The 21,642-nt window shown below is 67.4% G+C and carries 15 protein-coding genes; 5 read left to right on the plus strand and 10 right to left on the minus strand.

Annotated features, from left to right (window positions below; translation table 11 throughout):
• Positions 1–93 precede the first annotated feature (93 nt).
• From MEU52_RS14860 to MEU52_RS14905, 10 genes are all read right to left on the minus strand, one after another.
• Positions 94–3,567 carry a bacteriophage N4 adsorption protein A gene (locus MEU52_RS14860; protein WP_238122365.1) on the minus strand — a complete coding sequence of 1,158 codons (3,474 nt, stop codon included), beginning with the start codon at positions 3,565–3,567 and terminating at the stop codon, positions 94–96.
• A 366-nt stretch (positions 3,568–3,933) separates the two neighbouring features.
• Positions 3,934–4,950: an alginate O-acetyltransferase AlgX-related protein gene (locus MEU52_RS14865; protein WP_238122364.1), complete on the minus strand. Its 1,017-nt coding sequence runs from the start codon at positions 4,948–4,950 to the stop codon at positions 3,934–3,936.
• On the minus strand, positions 4,947–6,023 hold the full coding sequence (locus MEU52_RS14870; RefSeq protein ID WP_238122363.1) for an alginate O-acetyltransferase AlgX-related protein: 1,077 nt from the start codon (positions 6,021–6,023) through the stop codon (positions 4,947–4,949). Before MEU52_RS14870 ends, MEU52_RS14865 begins: the two co-directional genes overlap by 4 nt.
• A 14-nt stretch (positions 6,024–6,037) precedes the next feature.
• Positions 6,038–7,423: an MBOAT family O-acyltransferase gene (locus MEU52_RS14875; protein ID WP_238122362.1), complete on the minus strand. Its 1,386-nt coding sequence runs from the start codon at positions 7,421–7,423 to the stop codon at positions 6,038–6,040.
• 7 nt (positions 7,424–7,430) lie between these two features.
• On the minus strand, positions 7,431–8,171 hold the full coding sequence (locus MEU52_RS14880) for an alginate O-acetyltransferase AlgF (RefSeq protein ID WP_238122361.1): 741 nt from the start codon (positions 8,169–8,171) through the stop codon (positions 7,431–7,433).
• A 143-nt stretch (positions 8,172–8,314) separates the two neighbouring features.
• Positions 8,315–9,220: a hydroxymethylglutaryl-CoA lyase gene (locus MEU52_RS14885; RefSeq protein WP_238122360.1), complete on the minus strand. Its 906-nt coding sequence runs from the start codon at positions 9,218–9,220 to the stop codon at positions 8,315–8,317.
• A complete protein-coding gene (locus MEU52_RS14890; RefSeq protein WP_238122359.1) occupies positions 9,220–11,226 on the minus strand; it encodes an acetyl/propionyl/methylcrotonyl-CoA carboxylase subunit alpha in 2,007 nt (668 codons plus the stop codon). The genes MEU52_RS14885 and MEU52_RS14890 overlap by 1 nt, the downstream gene beginning before the upstream one ends.
• Entirely contained in the window at positions 11,223–12,038 is an 816-nt protein-coding gene (locus MEU52_RS14895) for an enoyl-CoA hydratase/isomerase family protein (protein WP_238122358.1), read from the minus strand. The genes MEU52_RS14890 and MEU52_RS14895 overlap by 4 nt, the downstream gene beginning before the upstream one ends.
• 238 nt (positions 12,039–12,276) lie before the next feature.
• A complete protein-coding gene (locus MEU52_RS14900) occupies positions 12,277–13,884 on the minus strand; it encodes a carboxyl transferase domain-containing protein (RefSeq protein WP_238122357.1) in 1,608 nt (535 codons plus the stop codon).
• Between the two features lie 250 nt (positions 13,885–14,134).
• A complete protein-coding gene (locus MEU52_RS14905; protein ID WP_238122356.1) occupies positions 14,135–14,860 on the minus strand; it encodes a TetR/AcrR family transcriptional regulator in 726 nt (241 codons plus the stop codon).
• A gap of 347 nt (positions 14,861–15,207) precedes the next feature.
• Between MEU52_RS14905 and MEU52_RS14910 the strand changes: the two genes are divergently transcribed.
• From MEU52_RS14910 to MEU52_RS14930, 5 genes are all read left to right on the plus strand, one after another.
• Positions 15,208–16,065, plus strand: coding sequence for an ABC transporter ATP-binding protein (locus MEU52_RS14910; RefSeq protein WP_443267170.1), 858 nt, complete (start codon positions 15,208–15,210; stop codon positions 16,063–16,065).
• Between the two features lie 8 nt (positions 16,066–16,073).
• Positions 16,074–18,026 carry a long-chain fatty acid--CoA ligase gene (locus tag MEU52_RS14915; protein ID WP_238122355.1) on the plus strand — a complete coding sequence of 651 codons (1,953 nt, stop codon included), beginning with the start codon at positions 16,074–16,076 and terminating at the stop codon, positions 18,024–18,026.
• A 175-nt stretch (positions 18,027–18,201) separates the two neighbouring features.
• Entirely contained in the window at positions 18,202–19,095 is an 894-nt protein-coding gene (locus MEU52_RS14920; RefSeq protein ID WP_238122354.1) for a branched-chain amino acid ABC transporter permease, read from the plus strand.
• Positions 19,096–19,099: 4 nt separating this feature from the next.
• Entirely contained in the window at positions 19,100–20,170 is a 1,071-nt protein-coding gene (locus tag MEU52_RS14925) for a branched-chain amino acid ABC transporter permease (protein WP_238122353.1), read from the plus strand.
• A gap of 62 nt (positions 20,171–20,232) precedes the next feature.
• The gene (locus MEU52_RS14930) at positions 20,233–21,522 is read left to right on the plus strand and encodes an ABC transporter substrate-binding protein (RefSeq protein ID WP_238122464.1); all 1,290 of its coding nucleotides are present in this window, start codon (positions 20,233–20,235) and stop codon (positions 21,520–21,522) included.
• Positions 21,523–21,642 lie beyond the last annotated feature (120 nt).

A 21,642-nucleotide genomic window follows, 5' to 3' on the forward strand; every position in this document is an offset into this window, starting at 1 on the left:
GCGGGTCGAGACCGCTTTGACCTGCCGCAATTCTAAGCGCTGCGGCAGGTCCTTCGCGTCATTGCATGCCGCCGCCACCGGCGGCGGAGGGCCTCAGTAGGAGAGGAAGGCGCCGGCGAACAGGCCCTCGGCGCGGTCGTCGCCGGCGAGCTTGAAGCGATACTGGGCCATCAGGTCCACATAAGAGTGGGGCGCCTGGTATTCGTCCTCGTTGAACCAGTAGCGCAGGGTCGCGCCGGGGCCGATGCCGAGGGCGAACGGGGTGTCGTAGCCGTTGTCGTAGGCGCCGCCGAGGGCGAGGAACGGCCACAGCACCAGATGATCATTGATGGGATCCAGCCGGAAGGCGTGGCCGTAGCGCACCTCGAAGGTGGCGATCGTCTCCGGCAGCATGGTGTAATAATTGTAGTCGGCATAGATCTGCCAGGCGCGCCAGTTGTCGGGCTGGCCCACCCGCAGTTCGGTGCCCTCACCCTTGGAATAGGCCGCGCGCAGCAGCACGTCCTCTCGCGAGGTGCCCCCGGTGGGGAACAGATAGGACGCCTCCAGCACCAGGTTTTCCGTCTTGAACGGCTTCCAGCGCGCGCCGACGCTGCCCTGGAAGGTGTCGAGCCCGGTGTTGCCGCCATTTTCGGCGTAGAGCGTGGTGAAGCCGCGCACGAACAGCTCGAACAGGGCGCCGTCGCGATAGCCGATGCCCGGCGGGCGCCAGTAGATTTCACCGCCGGCACCAATGGTGTGATAGGCGCTGCCGGTGGGCGGGGCGAGATAGGAGCCGGGGGCGACGCCCACCGCGCCATAGCTCACCGAGGCATAGGCGCCCCAGGTGCGGCTCAGCTCGGCCACCTCCCGCCGCAGGCCGAAGACCTGCTGGGGATCGAGCGGCAGCTTGCCGGACCGGTGCTCGTCGATGGCCGCCTTGAAATAGTCCACCGCGGTGTCGTTGTGATAGGTGCGGCGGGCGTTGTAGGCGGCGTTGATGAGGTTGGTGCCGCGCAGCTGCCACTTGTCGTTGGCCTGCTGGAAGTATTGGAAGGCGATGTCGTCCTCGCCCGCCTGGCTCGCCAGCACCGCCAGATCCACCGTGCGCATGCCACGCAGGTCGCCGCGCTCGTAGGCGGCGAGGAACAGGGCCTTCGCCTCTTCCTTGCGGCCGAGCTGGTTGAGCACGCCGACGCGCGCGGTGAGCATGGCGTTGCGCTGCTGCTGGCCCTGGGCCCGCCGCGCCGCGGTGTCGAAAGCGGCGAGCGCGGCTTCCTTGTCGTCGAGGGCGAGATAGGCGTAGCCGAGGCGCGCCTGCACGTCATAGCTCTGCTCGCCGGCCATGGGCGCCAGGGTGGAGAGGGCGAGCTCGGGATCCTTCACCTGCAGCGCCGCGTCGGCCAGGGCCAGGCGAACGGTGCGGGCTTCGCCCGGCGGCAGCCGGCCGGTGGCGAGCGCGGCGCGATAGTCGCGGATGGCGCCGCCGAACTGGTGCGCCTGCATGCGCAGGTTGCCACGCTGCACCAGCAGGGTGACATCCCGCGGGCGGGCCGCCAGCAACTGGTCGAGCAGGCGCTCGGCCTCGGCGTAACGGCCCTGTGCCATGAGCGCGTTCATGAGCAGCATGCGGTAGCTGCTGTTGTCCGGCTCCGCGTCGATGGCCTTGCGGATCTCGCGCACGGCGGTGGCATAATCGCGCCGGCCGAAGGCAGTGTAGGCGGCGCTGGCGGCGGCATAGCCCGGGCTGGCCGGGTTGAGGCCCGCCCCGCCGGGACCGCCGGGGGCGCCGAAGAACACCGAGCAGATCACCCCGTATTTGGTGGGCTGGCACAGCACGGTAGGCGGAATGAGGCCCGGGCGCTTGCCCGACGGCGTCTTCACCAGCGCCTCCGCGGTGCGCCGGTAGGCCGCCACGTCCTTGTTCTTGGGATCGTCGATGGGCTGCAGGATCTTGAGCGCCGCTTCCGCCGCGCCCTGCGCCAGGGCGGCATTGGCGGCGATGAGGCGATAGTTCACCTCTTCCACATCGGTGAGGATGGTGGAGGCGAGCACCTTGTCGAAATCGGCGGTGGCCTCCTCGCGCTTGCCGAGCTTCTCCAGGAGCCAGGCGTTGAGGATGCGCGGCAGCGGATCGTTCTCGTCCTCCTTGGCGGCGGCGGCGGCCTCGGTCTGGGCATCTTGGAACTGGCCCGAGGACATGAGCGCGCTGACGAGGATGAGGCGGAACTGCATCACCGCCGGGGCCCGCGCCACCGCCTTGCGGGCGAGGGTGACGGCGGTCTTGGGGCGGCCCTGGCTCAGCTCCTTGATGGCCTGGGTGGCATCGGGCTCGGCGAGGCGCTTGTCGGTAACGGCGCGCAGGGCTTCCAGGGAATTGTCATCGCCGGCCTTGGCGACCGCATCGTTGATGGCGGCCTCCAGCTCCTTGAGCTTGCCGGCGCGCTCCAGGGTGTCGATGAGCAGGCGATGCCAGGCGCCGTTCTTGGGATTGAGCTGCAGCGCCTCGCGGATGCGCTTTTCCGCCAGGGCGTCATCGCCCTTGCGATAGGCGGCGAATGCCTCCTGGGCGGCATAGAAGCCGGGGGTGTCGCTGACCCCGCTGCCGGGCGGGGCATCGGCGGGCACCAGCGAGCAGGACGGCCCATAGGGCGTATCCACGCACTTCTGATAGGGCACCGGCAGGGTCTGGTGCGCCTTGGCGGGAATGATCTGCGGATTCTTCTCGGCGGCGCGCGCCACCTGCAGCCGCGCGGTCACCGCCGGATTGTTGCTGTCGGCCAGGGGCTCCAGAATCTTCAGCGCGCGATCCACATGGCCCGCGGCCAGCGCCGCATCGGCAATGACGATGCGGGTGTCGCGCTCGGTGTCGCCAGTGAGGACCTCGTCCTTGAGGGCGTCGTCGAAATCGCGTTCGCCGTCGGCGATCTGGCCGAGCCGCACTCGCAGGAAGCCGCGCAGGGTGCGCGGCAGGAAGGAATTGGGATCGACCGCGATGGCGTCGCTGGCCGCCTTTTCCGCCGCCTCGAGCTGCTTCTGCGCGATCAGCGCATAGACCAGTAGCATGCGATAGCTGAGATCATCGGGAACCAGCAGGATGGCCTTGCGCGCCGCCTCGGCGGCGGCGGCCGGGTCGTTGGCTTCCAGCGCCTTGTTGGCGGCGAGGGAGGGCGCCTGGGCGAGCACCTTGCTCTGGGCCCGCAGCCGGGCGCGCAGCGAGGCATCCTTCACGCCGGCGGCGAGCGCCTCGTTGCCGGCGCCCACCGATTCGGCGAGCTTGCCCTCGGCGTCCAGCGCATCCATCAGCAGGATCCACATCTGCGCCGCGTCGGGCCGCAGCCGCAGCACCTCGCGGGCGAGGTAGGCGGCGCGGGCATAATTCTTCTGCTGATAGGCCTGGTAGGCCTGATTGGCGGTGTTCCACGCGGCGCCGGTGAGGGCCGGCGGCACCGGCTCATCGGCCGGCGTGCTGGCGGCGGATGAGGAGCCGGGTGATGGAGGATGTGCCGCGGGTGCCGCCGGCGAAGGCTGGGCGCCCGCCTGCTCGACCGCGCTCAGCGTCAGCGCGCTGACCGTTGCGGCCAACATCAGTCCGAAGGCGAGACGCCTGAGGAGTGTCGTACCCTCCCGGGAGTCCGCGGGAGCGCTAACAGTGTGGAGATGGATCGCGGTCGTCATAGCGCCACTGTGGGCGCGAGTACTTAAATTGCAGTTAACCTTAACAAGTATCCAACTCTTAATTATAAGTAAAAATTCTATGAATACATTTACGCGCTGTTAACGCTTGGCGGCCGGTGAGGCCAGGGCGGCCGGTCATTGTCGCTTCGGTGCAGCCGCTTGCGGCATCCTCGCGGGGGGGGCGGCGGCGGCACCTGCCGCAAGACAGAGGGGCGCCCCGCGGGGACGCCCCCTCGTCACGTTCGTGCGTCCGTGTGGCGCCGCGGCCACAGCCACCTATTTACGCACGGCGGCCTGCATGCGGTCGCGCCACTGCTGCGCCGACATGATGGAGGAGGCATCCCACTGGTCGGTGGCCTCGGGGGCGGAATGGAACGGGCCTTCGTTGAACTGCCACACCACCACCTGCGGCGGGTTGCGGGCGAAGTCGGGGGCACTGGCGAACTGCAGGAAGGTGACCCAGGGGCCCACGTTGCCGGGGTTCCAGGTCAGCGCCACCGGCCGGTCGAGGGCGTTGGAGAGCTTCTGCGGAAAGCCGAGATACGGCTGCACGAAGCTGTTGCCCACCACGTGCACCGGCGCGGGGGCGGTGTCCACCAGGCTTCCCTTGGCCTCGCTCTGCACCCGGACGGTATAAAGGTCGGGGCCCACCTGCTTCTGTTGGTCGGGGGTGAGGAAGCGTTCGGCCAGATCGCCCAGATGGCGCTGGGTGACCCATTGGCCGAGCTTGTCGCCGGAGCCGGGCGCCCCGGCCAGCTTGACGCCGCTGGCCTTGATGGCGGCGGCCACCGCATCGGCCGAGGCCTCCGCCGCCCAGGCGCTCCAATGGTAATCGGCCCGGTAGAAGCTGACCTGCTTGCCCTTCTCCACGGACTTGATGGCCGGTCGCAGGTCCACCGTGTCGAGACCGTTCTGCTTGAGCTGGGCGAGGATGTAATCGTACTGGCCGCTCACATCCGCCGAGAGCCTCACGCCATCGGGCAGCTTGTCCGCATAGAAGGCGGCCTTCAGCGGCACCACGATGGGAATGAGCGTGATGTTGCGGGCGGCCAGCGCCGTCTGGGCATCCTTGATGAGGCCGATGGTGCGGGCGATGCCGGCCTTGTCGAGCACCGAGAGGCTTTCCCAGCCGGGAAACAGCCAGCCGCCCTTGCCCGAGATGATCGGCTGCGACTGGGCGGCGGCCGGTCCGCTGGCCGCCGTGAGCCCGGTGGTGGCCATGAGCCCGGCGCACAGGCCGAGGGCCGCGCCGCGGATGAGGTCGCGCCGGGACGGTGCGGAACGAAAGATCATTTGTCGTCTCCCAGAAAGGTGCGTTCAGCCGGTGTCAGAGGCTGGGTGAGGACACGCATGGGAAATTCCCAGACCACCAGACGGGTCTGATCAAGAAGGGTCGGTTCACGGGTGAGGATGTCGAGCAGCGCCCCCGCGAAACCCGCCCCGTCCTGGCTGCGCTGGGCCACCTCGCGGTTGAGCGCGCCCTGAAGATAGTCCAGGAACCCCGAATTGCGGGAATAGGACGAGCCCGCCAGCACCACGCTTGGTGCCTCCACATCATCAAGCAGGCCGCCGGAGCGGGTGAAGCGGGTGCTCACCTCGCCTTCCCGATCGGGCTGCGGCCCGGACCATGGCCAGGAGCGGGCGAGGCCCGCGAGGCGCATGAGGTCGCCCACATGGTCCTGGGGCGGGGAGACCACCACCTGCGCCGGCAGGGTTCCGGCGCCGAGCCGGGCCGTCACCGTTTCGGCCACCAGCCGGGCGGCGAAGGCGGCGCCGGTCTGGTTCCAATGGGTGTCGGTGCGCAGGAAGCCGCCGGGGGGCCAGTCGGGGCGGATATCCACCTGCGTGAGGCCGAGACCGGCGCTGTTGCGTGCCCATAGTCCCGGCCGCTGCCGCGCCTGATCGGCAACCCCGAGCCCGCACAGGGTATCGCGGGAGAGATCGGCCTTGTCGGGCACCGGCAGCACCACCAGCGCCACGCCCTTCGCCGCCAGCGCCGCCTGGAGCTTGGCGGCGAGGCGGATGCGATCGGCCAGATGGCGGGGGCCACCGGGAGCCTCCACCAGCTCCTCGGCCAGAAACAGCCAGCCGGCGCAGCCGGCGCGCACCTGCGGCCCGGCATCGCCGAACAGGCGGTAGGAGAGGCCCGACACCAGGGAATCGAGGGCGGGCGTCGTCGGCAGGGCCGCCACCACGGCCTTGTCCACGCGGGCGGTGAGCGAACCGTTCAGCACCCCTTCGAGGCTGGCATCGGCGGCGATGCGCCCGCCCGCCGGTCCGGCCAGGTGGACGGCGACGAAGCCGAGGCCGACCAGCATGAGAGCCAGGAAGACCAGGGTGGCGAGGGTGCGGGCGAGGCCGGGCATGATGGACTCCCCCTCTAGAACTGGAAATACAGGAACGGCACCACCGTGCGCCCCTGCAGGATCAGCAGCGCGAACAGGAACAGCGGCAGGGCGGTCCAGGCGCGCAGACTATGGCCAGGCTCCGGCGCCGCCGGGTCGATGCGCAGCAGCTTGGGCAGATAGACGAAGCCGATGCCCACCATCAGCGCCAGCAGTTCCACCGGCCGCACCGCCGCCGCCATGGCCGGCGACAGGCCGAGGCCGTGGACGCCGGCGAGCCCGGTGAAGATGGTGGCGGCCTCGCTCCAGCTCTGGGCGCGGAACAGCGCCCAGCCCACCATGACGAACGCCAGGGTGAGGATGTGGCCCAGGAGCGGTCCCAGCCGCGGCAGGGTATGGTTGCTCCACACCCGCCCCACCATCAGGCCGAAGCCGTGCCACAGGCCCCAGGCGAGGAAGGTCCAGCTGGCCCCATGCCACAGACCGCCGAGCCCCATGGTGATGATGAGATTGGCGGAGGTGCGGGCGGTGGAGCCCCGATTGCCGCCCAGGGGAATGTAGAGATAGTCCCGGAGCCAGCTCGATAAGGAGATGTGCCAGCGCCGCCAGAATTCCGCGAGGGAGGTGGATAGGTACGGGTTGTCGAAGTTCTCGGGAAACTTCAACCCCACCATCAGGCCGAGGCCGATGGCCATGGCGCTGTAGCCGCAGAAATCGAAATAGAGCTGCAGCGTGTAGCCGGAGACCGCCAGCACCACGTCGGTGGTGGTGGGATTGGCCAGCGCATAGCCGGCGTCCACCAGCGGCGCGAGGGTATCGGCGATCAGGACCTTCTGGGCGAAGCCGAACATGAAGCGCTCGACCCCGAACATGAATTCGGCGCGCTGGAAGGTGCGTTCCTTCAGCCGCTCGGCCACCCATTTGTAGCGCACCACCGGGCCGGCCACGAGGTGGCCGAACATGGATTGGTAGGTGGCGTAGTTCACGAACGAGGGCTCGGCCGGCACGGTGCGGCGGAACACGTCCATGGAATAGGAGATGGCGCCGAACACGAAGAAGCTGAGGCCGATGGGCAGCAGCACGTCTTCCCAGCCCCAGACGGAGGCGGTGACCGCCTGGCCGGTGGCCACCAGCATGTTGGCGTATTTGAACCAGACGAGGGAGATGAGCGGCCAGGCGATGCCCGCCAGCAGCGCATTGCGGCGGGCGGGTCCCTCGGCGCGGGCGATCCACAGGCCGGTCAGCCACGACCACACGGCGATGGAGACGATGAGCGGCAGGAAATCGGCCCGCCACCAGGCATAGAACAGCCAGGAAAAGGCCAGGATAGTGAGATTGCGCGCCGCCCCGGGCGTCAGCCCATAGACGATGAGGAAGACCGGCAGGAACAGGAACAGGAAGCTGTCGGAAGCGAAGACCATGGTGAGGTCAGTTGGCCGGGGCGCGGTAGGGTTCGGTCTCGTCGCGCTGGCCAGCCAGCACCGGTGCGCCGCCGGTGGGCACCAGGAACAGGCTGTAATGATCGCCCGCCTTGAGGGGCGGCAGCTTCAGGGTCTCGGTCTTGGTGGCGCCGCAGCTGGCTTCCAGGGTCGCTTCGATGGGATTGATGGAGCGCTGGCGGGTGTCGTGGGTGGCCACCCCCTCGAACACCTTGGGGCCATCCACCACCGTCACCGCCCCGATGCAATCGGGCACCAGATTGTAGAAGCGCAGCTGCGCCTTGAGATCGTTGCGTCCCTCGGTGGAGTCGGGGATCAGGATCAAGCTCTCGTCGGGGGTGATCACCAGGGTCGAGAAGGCGTCGGCCGGCGGTGTCACCGGGCCGTTCACGGGCTTGCCGGCGAGATTGAGGGTGAGCGGAGCCCCGCCCTTGACAATGCGGTAGATGCTGGCGGCCTCGCCGCTGCCGGGCTGCACCGCGCGGGCGTCCGAGCTGAACGAGATGGGAGAGCCCGAGCGGGTGAGGTCCACCACCCGCACGTAAGCGGAGCCGGCCGGCGGCTTCGGCGCATAAAGGCGGGTCAGCTCCTGGGCGCTGGTGGCGTTCGGCCCGGCGACGGCAGCGGTTGTGAGGGCCGCGAGCACGAGGGCGCGGACCCGGCGGGCGCGGCGCTTCAGCCGGTGCCCAGTGCCATCCGCTCGCGCCGTCTGCGATCCCCTGATCTTCATGGCCACGCCCTGCTCCGATGTCCCAGCGGATATGGATACCATGAGTGTTAGGGGGGCGGCGGACTCAATGCAACCGATGCCGGCCCCCTTTCATCCGTATGGTTACGGGCGGCGCCGTCAAATCACCAATCGGGGAGCGGTGTTCAGGCGGCTTTCGCCGCCAGCGCCTGGGCCACGCGGGAGGTGGGCGCGCGGCCGAGCGCCGCAGTGATGGCCCGGCCGGCGGCGGCCAAAAGGTCGAGATCCACACCGGTCTCGATGTTAAGGCCGTTCAGCATATAGACCAGGTCCTCGGTGGCGAGATTGCCCGACGCCCCCTTGGCATAGGGGCAGCCGCCGAGGCCCGCCACCGACGCATCCACCGTGGCGATACCGAGATCGAGGCAGGCCAGCACATTGGCCAGGGCCTGCCCGTAGGTGTCGTGGAAGTGCAACGCGGTGCGGGCGACGCCGATGCGGTCGGCCACCGCGCGGGCCATGGCCTTGGCCTTGTCCGGGGTGCCGACGCCGATGGTGTCGCCGAGGGAGACCTCATAGCAGCCCATGGCGATGAGCGCTTCGGCCACCTCCACCACCTTGGCCACCGGCACCTCGCCCTGGTACGGGCAGCCGAGCACGCAGCTCACATAGCCGCGCACCGCCACCCCATGGGCCCGGGCGAGGTCCAGCACCGGGGCGAAGCGCTCCAGGCTCTCGGCGATGGAGCAATTGATGTTCTTTTGGCTGAACGCCTCGGAGGCGGCGGCGAACACCGCCACCTCGGTGACGCCGGCGGCCAGCGCCAGCTCCAGGCCCTTGAGATTGGGGGTGAGCACCGGATAGCGCACCCCCTCGCGGCGCTGGATGGTGGCGAGCACCTCCGCCGTGTCCGCCATCTGCGGCACCCATTTGGGGGAGACGAACGAGCCGCTTTCGATGGCGGTGAGCCCGGCATCGGCCAGGGCCTCGATCAGCGCCACCTTGGCGGCCAGCGGCACGACGCCCGGCTCATTCTGTAGCCCGTCGCGGGGGCCCATCTCGACGATGCGGACCGAAGTGGGGCGGGCCATTATGCGTCCTCCAGAACCAACAGTTCGGCGCCCTCGTCCACCAGGTCGCCCACGGCGAAATTGAGGGCCTTGATGCGGCCGTCGCGGGGGGCGGCCACCGTGTGTTCCATCTTCATGGCCTCCACCACCACCAGCGGCGCCCCCTTGGCGACGTTCTGGCCGGCCTCCACCGCGATGCGGATGATGGTGCCCGGCATGGGCGCCACCAGCCGGCCGGCGGTGCCCGTGGCGGCCAGGGAGGCGAGGCGCGGATCGATGAATTCCAGCGCGAACTCGCCGCCGCGCACGAACACCGTGAGATGGTTGCCGGTGCGCACCACCCGGGCGCTGAGCTTCACCCCATCGAGCCGGGCGAACAGGGTGCCGCTCTCATCGGCCTCGCCCTCCACCGTCATCGAGCCGCCGGGCAGGTCCAAAGTGAAGCCGTTGGGCTTGAAATGGGCGCGCACCACGGTGCGCCCTTCCAGGTACGGATCCTGGAAGGTGAGGTCCACATGGGCGTCGCGGTTGAGCCGCCAGCCGGGGGCGCGGCCCCAGGGGGAGAACGGATCGGCCGCATCCACCGCCTCTGCCGACTGGCGGGCCTCGTCCTTCAGGATGGCGAGGGTGGCGAGGGCCAGCACCGCATCGCCCACCGGCTGGGGCGGGGGCAGCAGATCGGCGGCGTGACGGGCGATGAAATTGGTATCCAGCTCCGCCGCCGCGAACGCGGGATGGGCGGCGATGGCTTTCAGGAACACCCGGTTGGTGGCAAGGCCCACCACCTCGGTGGCGGCCAGCGCCGCCTCGAGCCGGCCCACCGCTTCCGCCCGGTCGGCGCCGGCGACGATGATCTTGGCGATCATCGGATCGTAATGGATGGAGACCGTGTCGCCGGCCCGCACGCCGGTATCGACGCGGGTGCCGGGCACATGGGCGGGCAGCACCAGATGGTCGAGGGTGCCCACCTGGGGCAGGAAGTCCCGCGCCGGGTCCTCCGCATAGAGCCGCACTTCGATGGCGTGGCCGTTGAGCGGAATCTGCTCCTGGGTGAGGGGCAGGGGCGCACCGGCGGCCACCCGCAACTGCCACTCCACCAGATCCTGGCCGGTGATGGCCTCGGTGACCGGATGCTCCACCTGCAGGCGGGTGTTCATCTCCATGAAATAAAAGCCGTCGCCCTCGGCGATGAATTCCACCGTGCCGGCGCCCACATAGCCCACCGCCTTGGCGGCATCCACCGCCGCCTGCCCCATGGCGGCGCGGCGCGCGGCCGTCATGCCGGGGGCGGGGGCTTCTTCCACCACCTTCTGGTGGCGGCGCTGGATGGAACAGTCGCGCTCATGGAGATAGACGGCGTTGCCGTGGGTATCGGCGAACACCTGCACCTCGATATGGCGCGGGGTGGTGAGATATTTCTCCACCAGCACCCGGTCGTCGCCGAACGCGCTCTTGGCCTCTCGCTGGGCGGAGGCGAGCGCCTCCGGAAACCCCTCGGCTGAGCGCACCACCTTCATGCCCTTGCCGCCACCGCCGGCGGAAGCCTTGATGAGCACCGGAAAGCCGATGCGCGCGGCCTCCCGCGCCAGGAGCGCGGGATCCTGGTCTTCCCCATGATAGCCGGGCACCAGGGGCACGCCGGCCTTTTCCATCAGCGCCTTGGCGGCGCTCTTGGAGCCCATGGCGCGGATGGCGCTGGCCGGTGGGCCGATGAAGACGAGGCCGGCCATCGCGCAGGCGTCGGCGAAATCCGCATTTTCGGAGAGGAAGCCGTAGCCGGGATGGATGGCGTCCGCCCCGCTCTTCTTCGCCGCATCGAGAATGGCGTCGATCTTCAGATAGCTCTCGCGGGCCGGGGCGGGGCCGATGGGATAGGCCTCGTCCGCCACCGCCACGTGCAGGGCATGGGCATCCGCCTGCGAATAGACGGCGACGGTATTGAGGCCCAGGGCCTTAGCGGTGCGCATGACGCGGACCGCAATCTCACCCCGGTTGGCGACGAGAACGGTGCGGATCGGCCGGCTCATGCGCTTTCCCCTTTTCCCCATTGGGCTTTTCTTTTCTCAAGGAAGGCGGTGACGCCCTCCTTGCCGTCGGCGCTGGCGCGGATGTCGGCGATGCGGCGGGCGGTGTCGTCCACCACCGCGTCATCCAGCGGCCGGTCCACGGCGCGGATCAGATCCTTGGTGGCGCTGAGCGCCGCCGGGCTCGCCGCCTTCAGCGCCTTGAGATGGCGGGCGATGGCGGCATCGAGCGCATCCGGCGGCACCACCTCGTGCACCAGGCCCAGCTCCAGGGCGGTGGCGGCGGAGAAGCGCTCGGCGGTGAGGAAATAGCGCCGCGCCTGCCGGGCGCCCATGGCCCGCACCAGATAGGGGCTGATGACCGCCGGGATGAGGCCGATCTTCACCTCGGTCACCGCGAATTCCGCTTCCGGCACCGCCACCACGATATCGGAAGCGGCGATGAGCCCGGTGGCGCCGGCGAAGGCCGAGGCGTGCACCCGCACCAGGGTCGGCTTGGGGCACAGGTCGATGGTGCGCATGAGGGCGGCGAGCTTGCCGGCATCCTCCAGGTTCTCGGCATGGGAATAGCCGGCCATGCGGCGCATCCAGTTGAGATCGCCACCGGCGCAGAAGCTCTTGCCCTCCGCCTTCAGCAGGATGGCCCACACGGCGGGATCGGCGCTGGCCTCGGCATAGGCGGTGGTGAGGGCGGCGATGACCGTGTCGTCGAAGGCGTTGTGCACCTCCGGCCGGTTGAGGGTGAGGATGCGAACGCCGTCCTCGGTGGTGGTGAGAAGGCTCATGCGGTCCTCGGTCGAGGTGAGGAGGCTCATGGGATCCTCATTGAAATGGAGGCCGCTGTCCGCGGGCGCCGGTCCATTCCCTCTCCCGCTTGCGGGGGAGGGCCAGGGAGGGGGCGGACGGCGGCGGCCGGTGAGCGGCGGTGGGGCCTGTGGGCGAAGCCGGACGTGCAGGCGACGGATGCCGCGCGGGTGGCGGTCGCCCGTTCCCCCTCCCCAACCCTCCCCCGCAAGCGGGAGAGGGGGCGCGTCGCATGAGCGTTGAGGGCCATCACATGCGGAACACGCCGAAGCGCGTCTCCTGCTCGGGGGCGTTCAAGGCGGCGGAAAGGGCCAGCGCCAGCACCATGCGGGTGTCGGCGGGGTCGATCACCCCGTCATCCCACAGCCGGGCGGAGGAATAATAGGGATGGCCCTGGCGCTCATACTGGGCGCGGATGGGGGCCTTGAAGCCCTCTTCCTCCTCACCGGTCCATTTGCCGCCGCGGGCCTCGATGCCGTCGCGCTTCACCTGGGCCAGCACATTGGCCGCCTGCTCGCCGCCCATCACCGAAATGCGGGCATTGGGCCACATCCACAAAAAGCGCGGATCGAAGGCGCGCCCGCACATGCCGTAATTGCCGGCGCCGAAGGAATTGCCGATCACCACGGTGAATTTCGGCACATTGGCGCACGACACGGCGGTGACGAACTTGGCGCCATCCTTGGCGATGCCGCCGCTCTCATATTTGCGGCCCACCATGAAGCCGGTGATGTTCTGCAGGAACACCAGGGGAATGTTGCGCTGCGCACACAATTCCACGAAGTGCGCGCCCTTGAGCGCGCTTTCCGAGAACAGGATGCCGTTGTTGGCGACGATGCCCACCGGATAGCCGAAGATGCGGGCAAAGCCGGTCACCAGCGTTTGGCCATAGAGCGGCTTGAACTCGTCGAACTCGGAGCCGTCCACCATGCGGGCGATGATCTGGCGCACATCGAACGGCTGCTTGGGATCAGCCGAGACGATGCCGTAGATCTCCTTCGCGTCATAGAGCGGGGCGCGCGGCTCGGCGATATCGAGGCTGTGGGCCTTGGTGCGGTTGAGATCGGCGACGATGGACCGGGCGATGCCCAGCGCATGGGCGTCGTTCTCCGCCATGTGGTCGGCGACACCGGAGGTGCGGGTGTGCACGTCCGCACCGCCCAATTCCTCGGCGGTGACCACCTCGCCGGTGGCGGCCTTCACCAGCGGCGGGCCGCCGAGGAAGATGGTGGCCTGGTTCTTCACCATGATGGACTGGTCGGCCATGGCCGGCACATAGGCGCCGCCGGCGGTGCACGAGCCCATCACCACCGCGATCTGCGGGATACCTTCGGCCGACATGTTGGCCTGGTTGAAGAAGATGCGTCCGAAATGCTCGCGGTCGGGAAAGACCTCGTCCTGGTTGGGCAGGTTGGCGCCGCCGGAATCCACCAGATAGATGCAGGGCAGGTGGTTTTCCCGGGCGATGGTCTGGGCCCTGAGGTGCTTCTTCACGGTGACCGGGTAATAGGTGCCGCCCTTCACCGTGGCATCATTGGCGACGATGACGCATTCGCGGCCCGACACGCGGCCGATGCCGGTGATAATGCCGGCCGCCGGCACCTCGTTCTCATACATGCCGAAGGCGGCGAGCTGGGAGAGCTCCAGGAACGGCGAGCCGGTGTCGAGCAGGGTGCGGATGCGGTCGCGCGGGAGCAGCTTGCCGCGCTTCAGGTGCCGCTCGCGGGCGACCTCGCCGCCACCTTCGGAGACGGTCTCGACCTTGGCGCGCAGATCGGCGACCGACTGCTCCAAAGCCTCCTTGTTGCGGCGGAAGGTGTCGGAGCGGCGGTCCACCGCATCCTCGATGATCGCCATGAGCGGCCTCACGTCCGGGCAGATGCCCTTGTCAGGGGTGCCCTTGCCAGGTGGGAGAGGACGACGCGCGGCGTCACCGGTGCCGATGGCACCGGGCACCCCCGGACAGGCCGGTGGGCGGGTGGCGTACGAGCGTGTCCTCCGTGCCGATCACGGTCGGCTTGGAAACGATCGTACGTTTTTTTCCGGCAGGTGCAAGAGGTTTTCGGCGCGGGATGAAGGGCGCGCGACGGCGGGCCCTGTCAGGCCATCAGGCGCCGGCGGCGGTCCTCTTCGCCGTGGCCTTGCCGGTCGTTTTGGTCTTGGCCTTGGGGGTGCGGGCCGCCGGGCTGGTGGCCATCGACGCCTTGGCCTCCAGCGGCAGCGGCGCGGCGACGGCCTCTTCCGCCCCCGTGACACCGCCCACCACCAGGCCGGTATAGATGCCGATAAGATCCTCCTGGCTCAGCCGGCCGCCGGGGCGGTACCACATGCAGATGCCGGTGAGCATGGAGATGATGGCGTAGGTGGCGACCTTCGGCTCGCGCACCTCGAACACGCCCGCCTCCGCGCCGCGGCGCAGGGTGTCTTCCAGCAGGCCTTCATAGCGGCGGCGCTGGGCGATGATGGTGGCGCGATGCTCGTCCTCCAGGGAGCGGATCTCCATGTTGGCGATGAACACATGGGCCATGCGCGTCATGTGGTAGCGCAAATGGAAGGCGGCGAAGGCCTTCAGCCGCGCCAGCGGATCGGCCACCCCGGCGAGGTCCGCCTCGGCCTTGGAGATCAGATCCTCCATATGCTCGCGGACAATGTCGAACAGGAGGTTCTGCTTGTTCTCGAAATATTTGTAGAGCGAGCCGGATTGCAGGCCCACCTCCGCTGCCAGCTGCCGCAGGCTCATGGCCTCGTAGCCGTGCTTGTAGATGAGCTTCACCCCCGCCTGGCGGATCGCCTCGGCGGTGCGGGTGCCGTTGGAACCGATGGTGCGCGCCATGGCCTTCTGAACTGTTGGGGCCCGGCAACCGGGCCGGCCGCGCGACTCACGCGAATGCGCGCGCCGCGCTGGATGGAGAGGTGCTAAACTGTGCGGCCCGCCGCCGGGATGCAAGGTGATCCTCGCAAGATCATCCTTGCAAGATCATCCTGGCAGCGCCGCCAACATCATCCTGCGACATGAAATGCCGCTTGACCAGAATAAAAAAGAACGCTTGATTGTTTCCTGAGACCTGACGTTACGATCGGGCAAGGGCGCCACGCCAACCGCCGGGCAAAGCACCGCGTGGGGGCGCCGACAAAACGGGGGAGGGGGCAGCGCCTCATTCTCCCGGCACATGAGGGAGGATGGGCTTGAGCACCACATCCGTGGTTCCGCAGGCAGCTGCGGACGTGCGCGCGCTGTTGAGCGTGGAAAACATCTCCTTGCGCTTCGGCGGCCTCAAGGCCCTGACCGACGTGAGCTTCCACGTGAAGCCCGGAGAATTATTCTCCATCATCGGCCCCAACGGCGCCGGCAAGACCTCCATGCTGAACTGCATTTCCGGGCGCTATACGCCCAGCGAAGGCATCGTGCGGTTCGAGGGGGAGAATATCACCAAGGTGAAGCCGAATCGGCGCGCCGCCATCGGCATCGGCCGTACCTTCCAGAATCTGGCGCTGTTCAGCCACATGAGCGTGCTCGACAACATCATGGTCGGCCGCCATCACCTCCTGAAGAACAACTTGTTCAATGGCGCCCTCTATTGGATCGGTGGCGCCCAGAAGGAAGAGCTGGAACATCGCCGCAAGGTGGAGGAGGTGATCGACTTCCTCGACATCCAGCATGTGCGCAAGGCCACCGCCGGCACCCTCTCCTATGGCCTGCGCAAGCGGGTGGAGCTCGCCCGCGCGGTCGCCCTCGAACCCAAATTGATCCTGCTCGACGAGCCCATGGCCGGCATGAACCTCGAAGAGAAGGAGGACATGGCCCGCTACATCGTCGATCTCAACGAGGAATGGGGCATGACCATCATCATGATCGAGCACGACATGGGGGTGGTGATGGACATTTCCCACCGGGTGATGGTGCTGGATTTCGGCAAGAAGCTGGTGGAGGGCGAGCCGGCCGCCGTGCTGGCCGATCCCCATGTGCGCAAGGCCTATCTCGGCGAGGAAGACCCGCTGCTCGAAGACGAGCAGGCCCTGACTGCTCTGTCCGCGTGAGGCCCGCCATGAGCGCTGCTGTTTCCGCCGCCCACGATTGGCCGGACGTGACCGTTCACGACACCTTCCCCAAGCTGCTGCGCCTGCACGCGGCCCAGCATCCCGACGACATCTGGCTGCGGGAAAAGGATCTCGGCATCTGGATTTCCCATACCTGGCGGCAGGTGGCCGGCCGGGTAGCGGCCATCACGCTCGGCCTCGAAAGCCTCGGCGTCGCCCGCGGCGACGTGGTGGCCCTTCTGGGCGACAACCGCCCCGAATGGCTGATGGGGGAGATCTCCGCCCATGCGCTGGGTGGCATGAGCCTTGGCATCTATCGCGATGCGCTGGCCGATGAGGTGGCTTATCTCATCACCTATGCCGACGTGGCGGTGGTGTTCGCCGAGGACGAGGAGCAGGTGGACAAGCTGCTCGCCCTGGAGGACCGGATCCCCACGGTGCGCCACATCGTCTATGCGGACCCGCGCGGCATCCGCAAATATGACGATCCACGCCTGATCTCCCTGAAGGATCTGGAGGCGCGGGGCACCGCGGTGGCGGCCGGGGAGCCGGCCCGCTTCGATGCGCTGGTGGATGCCGGCTCCGGCGCCGACGTGGCGATCTTGTGCACCACCTCCGGCACCACTTCTCATCCCAAGCTCGCCATGCTCTCCGCCGGCTCGCTCTTGAAGCATTGCCGGGCCTATCTCGACATGGATCCGCGCGGCCCCGCCGACGAATACGTCAGCGTGCTGCAGATGCCGTGGATCATGGAGCAGATCTACGCGTTCGGTCAGGCGCTCATCTCCCGCATGAAGGTGAACTTCGTGGAGGAGCAGGAGACGATGATGGCCGACATGCGGGAAATCGGCCCCTCCTTCGTGCTGTTCGCGCCCCGGGTGTGGGAGCAGATCGCCGCCGACGTGCGCTCGCGCATGATGGATTCCTCGCCCTTCAAGCAGGCGATGTTCCGGCTCGGCATGACCCTGGGCCTCAAGGCCTTGAACGAGGGCAAGCATTCGGCGCTGGCCGACTTCATCCTGTTTCGCGCGCTGCGCGACCGGCTGGGCTTTTCGCATCTGAAGTCGGCGGCCACCGGCGGGGCGGCGCTGGGGCCGGACACCTTCCGCTTCTTCCTGGCGCTCGGCGTGCCCATGCGCCAGCTCTATGGCCAGACCGAGACCCTCGGCGCCTATACCCTGCACCGTGCCGACGACGTGGATTTCGACACGGTGGGCGTGCCGTTCGAGGGGGTGGAGATCCGCATCGACGACCCCGATCCCAATGGTTTGGGCGAGGTGGTGACGCGCCATTCCAACATGTTCACCGGCTATTTCCGCAACGAGGACGAAACCGAGAAGTCGTTCTCCGAGGGCGGCTGGATGCGCACGGGCGATGCCGGCTTCTTCAACAAGAAGGGCCACCTCGTGGTCATCGACCGCGTGCGCGACATGGCGAAGACCGCCCATGGCGACCGCTTCTCTCCCCAATATATCGAGAACAAATTGAAGTTCTCGCCTTATGTGGCCGAGGCGGTCGTTCTGGGCGATGGCCGCGACAGTCTTGCGGCGCTCATCTGCATTCGCTTCTCCATCGTCTCCAAATGGGCGGAGAAGAACCGCATCGCCTTCACCACCTATACGGATCTTTCCGCCAAGCCTGAAGTCATCGCGCTGCTGCGAAAAGAGGTGGAGGAGGTGAACAAGACGCTGGCGGAAAAGCAGCGCATCGGCCGCTTCCTGCTGCTCTACAAGGAGCTGGACGCCGACGATGGCGAGTTGACCCGCACCCGCAAGGTGCGCCGCGGCGTCATCAACGAGCGCTACGGCTCCATCATCGATGCCATGTATGCGGGCGAACAGGTGATCGACGTGGACACCACCATCACCTTCCAGGACGGCACCAAGCAGCGGGTGAAGACCACCCTCGACGTCATCGACCTCGGCGGCCCCGCCGCCGGCGGCGCGCGGAGGGCGGCGTGATGACTGCGCTCCTTCACCTGAGCCGCGCCGCTCCCTCTCCCGCCTGCGGGGGAGGGCTGGGGAGGGGGAAGGCGCCCTTCCGTCACGTCTCCACCGTCGGCGCCTGCCGCCGCCATCCGTTCCCCCTCCCAACCCTTCCCCGCAGGCGGGAGAGGGCTCTGGCGGAGTGTGTGTGATGCAATCCCAGCTTCTGCTTCAGCTCATCATCAACGGGCTCATCATCGGCACGCTCTATGGCGTGGTGGGCATGTGTTTCGTGCTCATCTACAAGGCCAGCCAGGTGGTGAACTTCGCCCAGGGCGAATTTCTGCTGATCGGCGCCTGGACCTGCTGGTGGCTGCTCACCGCCTGGGACATCCCTTTCTTCTGGGGCTTCCTCATCGCCGTGTGCTTCATGATGGTGTTCGGCATCGCCGTGCAGATGATCATTCTGCGCCCGCTCATCGGCGAGCCGATCATCTCGGTGATCATGGTCACCATCGGCATGTCCATCTTCTTCCAGGCGCTGATGAAGTGGATGTTCGGCACCTTCGCCCAGCCGTTCCCGCCCATCTTCCCGGTGGAGAAGGTGGATGTGCTGGGGCTGCAGGTGCAGACCGCCTATCTCATGTCCACCGGCGTCAGCCTCGCGATTATGGCCGGCTTCGCCTGGTTCTTTAAGTATTCGAAGATGGGCCTCGCCATGCGGGCCACCGCCTTTTCCCAACAGGTGGCGCAGTCGCTCGGCATCTCGGTGCGCCAGGTCTTCGCCTTGTCCTGGGGCATTTCGGCGGCGGTGTCGGCGGTGGCCGGCGTGGTGGTGGGCATCGTCAACGGCGTGTCCTCGGCGCTCTCCTACTTCGGCATCAAGGTGTTTCCGGCGGTCATCCTCGGCGGCCTCGACAGCATCTTCGGCGCGGTGGTGGGCGGGCTCATCGTCGGCCTTCTGGAAAACCTCGGCCAATACGTGGACAGCCAGTATCTGAAGTGGGGAAATCTTTACGAGGTCATCCCCTTCTACGCCCTCATCATCATTCTCATGATCAAGCCTTACGGCCTGTTCGGCACCCGCGACATCGAGAGGGTTTGATCCCATGGCCATCGACACCATGCGTCCGTGCGGCGATTACCGCACCAGCTACAAGGCCGACCAGACCATCTTCGCCACGCGGCTCACCTTGCTGTTCTGCATCGGTGCCGTGGTGCTGCTGTGCTTCGCGCCCTTCTTCATGTCGCGCTATGCGCTGAGCCTCCTGATCCAGATCGGCTATCTCGGCATCGCCGCTTTGGGGCTCAACATCCTGGTGGGGTTCTCGGGGCAGATCTCCATCGGCCATGCGGTGTTCTTCGGCTTCGGCGGCTTCGCCTCGGCCTATCTCGCCGACAAGGGGGTGCCGGTGCCCCTCGCCATCGTGCTGGCGGGGCTGTGGACCACGGTGGTGGGCCTCATCTTCGGTCTGCCGGCGGCACGGGTGAAGGGGCTTTACCTCGCCATCGCGACGCTGGCCGCCCAGTTCATCCTGCAGGATTTCTTCGTGCGGGCGGAATGGTTCACCGGCGGCACCCACGGCGCCATCGCCGCGCCCTTCACCTTGTTCGGCTATGACCTCTCGGGAGACGACAAATACTTCTACGTGGTGCTGTTCTTCGTGGTCATCATGTATCTCGGCGCCACCAACCTCATGCGCACCCGGGACGGGCGGGCGCTGATCGCGGTGCGTGATCACTATCTCTCCGCCGAGATGATGGGGGTGAACCTGGCCAAGTATCGCACCATGGCGTTCGGCATCTCTTCTTTCTATGCCGGCATCGGCGGCGCGCTTTATGCCCATTATGTGGGGTTCATGTCGGTGGAGGGATTGGACATCCTGTTCTCCATCCAGTTCCTCGGCATGATCATCATCGGCGGCCTCGGCTCCATCATGGGCACGCTCATGGGCACCATCTTCATGGTGCTGCTGCCGGAGGCCACCGGCTGGGTGGCGGGGGCGCTGTCGGGCAGCGTCATCGATCAGGTGCTGCACCTGAAGGATGGCATCAGCTACCTGCGCGAGATGCTGATCGGCGCCGCCATCATCCTGTTCCTGATGTTCGAGCCGGACGGCCTCGCCCACCGCTGGCGCCAGATCAAGGCTTATTGGAAACTCTATCCGTTCTCGTTCTGAGTGTGACATCCCAAGCAAAAGACGGCGAACCGCCGCTTCGAGGAAACGCCAAGGAGACGATGATGCAGAAAAAGACCGCCGCCGCCCTCACCCTGGTGTCGACGCTGGCGCTGGCCAGCGCGGCGCCCGCCCTGGCCCAGCAGATCAACATCGGCCATCTGGCCGACTATTCCGGCGGCACCTCGGACGTGGGCCAGCCCTACGGCCAGGCGATCCAGGACACCATCGCCTGGATCAACGCCAATGGCGGGGTGAACGGCAAGACCATCAATTCCGACTTCAACGAATACGGCTACCAGGTGCCCCGGGCGCTCGCCGCTTTCAAGAAGTGGGTGGGCTCCGACAAGGTGGTGGCGATCCAGGGCTGGGGCACCGCCGATACAGAGGCCCTGGTGGGCATGGTGACCAAGGAGCAGATTCCCTATTATTCGGGCTCCTATTCCGCCTCCCTCACCGATCCGTCGGGCAAGGCGAACGAGCATTCCACCCGCTCCGCGCCGTTCAATTTCTTCTATGGCCCGTCCTATTCGGACGCCGCCCGCGCCATGGTGAAGTGGGCCGCCGACGACTGGAAGGCCAAGGGCAAGCCCGGCAAGCCCAAGTGGGTGCACATGGGCGCCAACCACCCCTATCCCAACTCGCCCAAGGCGGCGGCGGAAGCCTATGCCAAGGAACTGGGTTTCGAGGTGCTCGACCCCATCACCTTCGCCCTCACCCCCGGCGATTACACGCCCCAGTGCCTGACGCTGAAGCAGTCGGGCGCCAATTACGCCTATCTCGGCAACACCGCCGGCTCCAACATCTCGGTGCTCAAGGCCTGCAAGACCGCCGGCGTGGACGTGCAGTTCCTGGGCAATGTGTGGGGCATGGACGAGAACGCCATGAAGGCCGCCGGCGAGGCCGCCAACGGCGTGGTGTTCCCGGTGCGCACGGCGGTCACCTGGTCCGGCGATGCGCCGGGGCTCGCCACCGCCCGCGAGATCTCCAAGATCTCCGATCCCTCCGGCAACACCTATCGCCCGGTGCACTATCTCACCGCCATCTGCACCGCCCTCTACATGAAGGAAGCCATGGAGTGGGCGGACAAGAATGGCGGCGTCACGGGCGTGAAGATCCGCGACGGCATGTATCAGAAGAAGGACTGGGTGCCGAAGGGCATGGAAGGCGTGTGCGTGCCCTCCACCTGGACCGCCACGGATCATCGTCCCACCACCACCGTGGAGCTCTATCGCGCCGTGGTGAATGGCCCGACCGATGCCTCGGTGACCGAGCTCATCAAGAACGGCACCATCAAGCTCGAGAAGGTCACCACCGTCGATCTGCCGCGCAAGACCGAGCTGCAGGGCTGGTGAGTCCCCCCTGAACGTCCGCGTCCTCGCCCCCTCTCTTCTCGCGGGAGAGGGGGCGGGCGCGGAGAATTCCGGACCGCCGGGGGAGGTGGAAGACCCCTTCCCCCGGCGCTCTCCCACGCG

This window comes from Xanthobacter sp. NM-25 (genome assembly GCF_022138605.1).
Lineage (GTDB): Bacteria > Pseudomonadota > Alphaproteobacteria > Rhizobiales > Xanthobacteraceae > Xanthobacter.